The organism is Shewanella sp. (assembly GCF_047975355.1).
Classification (GTDB): Bacteria; Pseudomonadota; Gammaproteobacteria; order Enterobacterales; family Shewanellaceae; genus Shewanella.
The window spans coordinates 1-3,389 of record NZ_JBKEDJ010000094.1 but is presented as its reverse complement, the minus strand read 5'-3'; the positions used below and the strand labels follow the sequence as shown (position 1 = coordinate 3,389).

The window sequence follows — 3,389 nt, the reverse complement described above, 5'->3', positions numbered from 1 at the left end:
GGTCATGGTCATGGTCATGGTCAGCAGCATGATGATCGTGCCCATCGCAGCAATGATTATCTTGATGATCCTTATGGTCATCATCTTCATCATCGTGATTATGGCCGTGAGAGTGACTGTGCGAATGTCCATGCGAGTGGCCGTGTGAATGCCCATGTGAATTTCCATGGTCGTGGGAGTGGTGATCTTTCAACAGGAACACACTCAGTACGTTCACGCTTAAGCCAATCAGGGCGACAAAAATCGCTTCATTAAAGTGAATATCCTCAGGATTAATCAAGCGTATGCCCGACTCAATTAACATCACTAAGGCCACTAAGCCTAAGGCGATGGCGCTGGTGTAACCGCCAAGCACACTCACCTTTCCAGTACCAAAGGCAAAGGCCGGATCATTAGCATGCTTACGGGCATAGGAATAGGCAAACAGGGTGATCATAAAGGCGGCGGCGTGGGTGCCCATATGCCAACCATCGGCCAGCAAGGCCATAGATCCATAAATGGTCCCCGCCACAATCTCGGCCACCATGGTAATCACGGTGAGATACAACACATAACGGGTGTTTTTTTCGCCCGCGGTATTTTGGTTAGAAAATCCATGGGAATGTTGCCACTGCGCGACAGAATGCCCAAGCCCGGTACTCTGCATAGGATTCTCGGTTGAAGATGTTGTTTTCATTATTTTTTCCTAAGCGATTTGTCCTAGCTTGCATAAATGAGTGAGCGTAAATTCATGCAGCAAGAGCAAACACGCTGTGGTGATTGATGACTTCTGTCGTCAGTTTAGTTTGAAAATCAAAATATATAAATATCAAAATAATCATTTTTCAAACTATTTGCATAAGTGTTGCAACGAATCACAAAATTTATACGCAGCAAAGTACCAACCACATTCACAAGGCTCGTATAGACAAGGCATAACTCGAAACGTGGCAACGATAAAAACGATCAGGCAAATAACACAAAGGCACTTAAATCAATCGACTTAAGCGCCTCTGCATGGGAAGGGATTTGAAGGCAATATCAGAACATGGATACAAAGAATGCACTGAAAAATAAAGCAATTACAACTGTTGTACCTAGCGCCATTTTTAGTTCGGTGTTCATATTCACTCTCCTAGTTGGTATAACCCCATTATTATCAAGGCTGAGATAAATGCCTATATTGAGATAGTTATTTTGTGAGCAAGAGCTAAATAATCGTGCACTTTTCACACCGCACCGCCAAGCAAAGTGACGTAGCTCACAAAGCAAGAACTTCCCTAGCGCACGCAATTATCGAAATCAAGACCGGGCAATCCATTTATTCGATTAACATTCCGGCATGACTTACGGCAAATTTTGATATACTGCCGACGTAATTCATTGACCGAGATAATCCTATGTCACAACTGTTACACACCATGCTTCGCGTCGGTAACTTAGAACGCAGTATCGCTTTTTACACTCAAGTGCTGGGCATGAAGCTGCTCCGCACCTCAGAAAACCCAGAGTACAAATATTCCCTCGCCTTCGTGGGTTTCGGTGAAGAGTCAACGGGTCAGGCCGTCATCGAGTTGACCTACAACTGGGGAACTGAAAAATACGATCTCGGCACGGCCTTTGGTCATATTGCCATCGGTGATGAAGACATTTATGCCCGCTGCGAAGCCATTGCCGCTGCGGGTGGTAAAGTGACTCGCGCACCCGGCCCTGTTGCTGGCGGCACCACTGAAATCGCGTTTGTGGAAGACCCAGACGGTTATAAGATTGAATTTATTCAAATGAAATCGGCGACCCAAGGTTTAGGTTAAGCCTATTACCTTCCCGCCTGATGTAAAAACGGCGTTTGCAAAGCTGCAAACGCCGTTTTCTTTTGCTCATTTATAAATCCAAATGCCGCAGATTAACGCTTACCCTCGGCGGCCATGGCGATACGGCTGCTGCGCTTCTTCTGCCAAATGGGTAAACGCCACGCGAGCAACAAACCAAAGCCGAGGATATACAGACTCGGTTCGATAATTTCGGATTTTACCGACCAATAAAAATGAATCGGCGCCAGAATCGCCACCACATACACGCCATTGTGCAGCGTTTGCCAACGGCGGCCCATTTTACGCATCAAGGCTTTAAAGGACGTCAGCGCTAGCGCGGTGACTATCACATAGGCCAATGCGCCGACTAAAATATAAGGCCGTTTCGCCACCTCGCTGAAGAATAACTCCCAGGCAAACAGCAGATCTAAACTAAAAAACGCCACAATATGCAAGGTCGCATAGGCAAACACGTACAAACCAACTAAGCGGCGTGTCTGCATTAACCAGCCTAATTTTAATCCCTTAGCAATGGGGGAAATCAGCAGCGTGGCCGCCAGCGCATTTAAGGCGCCAATGCCCGTGAAGTGAATAATATGCTGCACGGGATCGCCGCCAGCACGGCCCGACAGCACGGTAAAAACCAACCAAGCAATCGGGATAAGCCCAATCAAATGAAAGACTAACTTTACCCAGAGCAGCTGTTTTGGCGTGACTCTTAACGCCGTGATATTGAACATAAGACTCCTACTCTTTTGCCTCTTTCATGGTACTAGATAGATATTGCCACTTGTTCGGTAGGCGCAATCAATTGCGCCTAAATAACAGCCGAATAAGTTAATAAAACTGCCTCAGATCCATACCCTCATATAACGAGGCTACAAATTCGCCATAGCCATTAAAGGGCTGCGTATCGATGCGTTTTGCCGAGAACAACCCGCCCTCGCCGATGCGCCGCTCGCTCGCCTGCGACCAACGGGGATGATCCACCGCAGGATTCACATTGGCATAAAAACCATACTCATGGGGCGCGAGTTGATTCCAACTGGTGGGAGGCTGCTTGTCCATCACCCGAATGCGGACGATGGATTTAATGCTCTTAAAACCGTATTTCCAAGGCACCACTAAACGGATTGGCGCGCCGTTTTGCGGCGGCAGGGTTTTACCGTAGAGTCCGACCGACATCAGCGTCAGCTCATTCATCGCCTCGGGAATGGTTAAGCCTTCCACATAGGGATAATGAATGCCGCCGCCCATTAAGCGACTTTTTTGCCCCGGCATTTGCTCAGGATCGAAGGCAGTTTCAAAGGCAACATACTTGCCTTTACTGGTGACCCCGACTTTTTTCAATAAAGCGGCGAGCGGAAAGCCCACCCAAGGGATCACCATGGACCAAGCTTCGACACAGCGCAGCCGGTAAATGCGTTCTTCTAGGGGAAACAGCTTAGTCAGATCTTGATAATCAAGGGTCATGGGGCGCTCCACTTCGCCTTCAATGCGTAATTGCCAAGGGTCGACCTTAAACTGCTGGGCATTATCAGACGGATCCTGCTTGCTGGTGCCAAACTCGTAAAAGTTATTGTGGGTGGTGACCTTATC

General features: G+C 47.7%; 4 protein-coding genes. 1 reads left to right on the top strand and 3 read right to left on the bottom strand.

The genetic code is table 11. The features are described from left to right. Positions 1 to 676, bottom strand: a 676-nt coding sequence (locus ACK5NH_RS19845; RefSeq protein ID WP_416922860.1) for a cation diffusion facilitator family transporter, incomplete at its 3' end; no start/stop codon positions are given. A gap of 703 nt (positions 677 to 1,379) precedes the next feature. On the opposite strand from ACK5NH_RS19845, the gene gloA reads away from it, so the two are divergent. After that, positions 1,380 to 1,790 (top strand): lactoylglutathione lyase, encoded by a 411-nt coding sequence (gene gloA / locus ACK5NH_RS19840; RefSeq protein WP_011717181.1) that lies wholly within the window; start codon positions 1,380 to 1,382, stop codon positions 1,788 to 1,790. 92 nt (positions 1,791 to 1,882) lie between these two features. Here the strand turns inward: gloA and msrQ are convergent, their stop codons facing one another. Then, positions 1,883 to 2,530, bottom strand: a complete 648-nt coding sequence (gene msrQ, locus ACK5NH_RS19835) for a protein-methionine-sulfoxide reductase heme-binding subunit MsrQ (protein WP_416922858.1) — start codon at positions 2,528 to 2,530, stop codon at positions 1,883 to 1,885. Positions 2,531 to 2,627: 97 nt separating this feature from the next. Next, on the bottom strand, positions 2,628 to 3,389 hold a 762-nt coding region (msrP, locus tag ACK5NH_RS19830; RefSeq protein ID WP_416922856.1), incomplete at its 5' end, for a protein-methionine-sulfoxide reductase catalytic subunit MsrP.

Coding starts and splice junctions, on each gene's coding strand:
- gloA (WP_011717181.1), top strand. CDS start 1,380: ATGTCACAACTGTTACACACCATGCTTCGCGTCGGTAACTTAGAACGC.
- msrQ (WP_416922858.1), bottom strand. CDS start 2,530: ATGTTCAATATCACGGCGTTAAGAGTCACGCCAAAACAGCTGCTCTGG.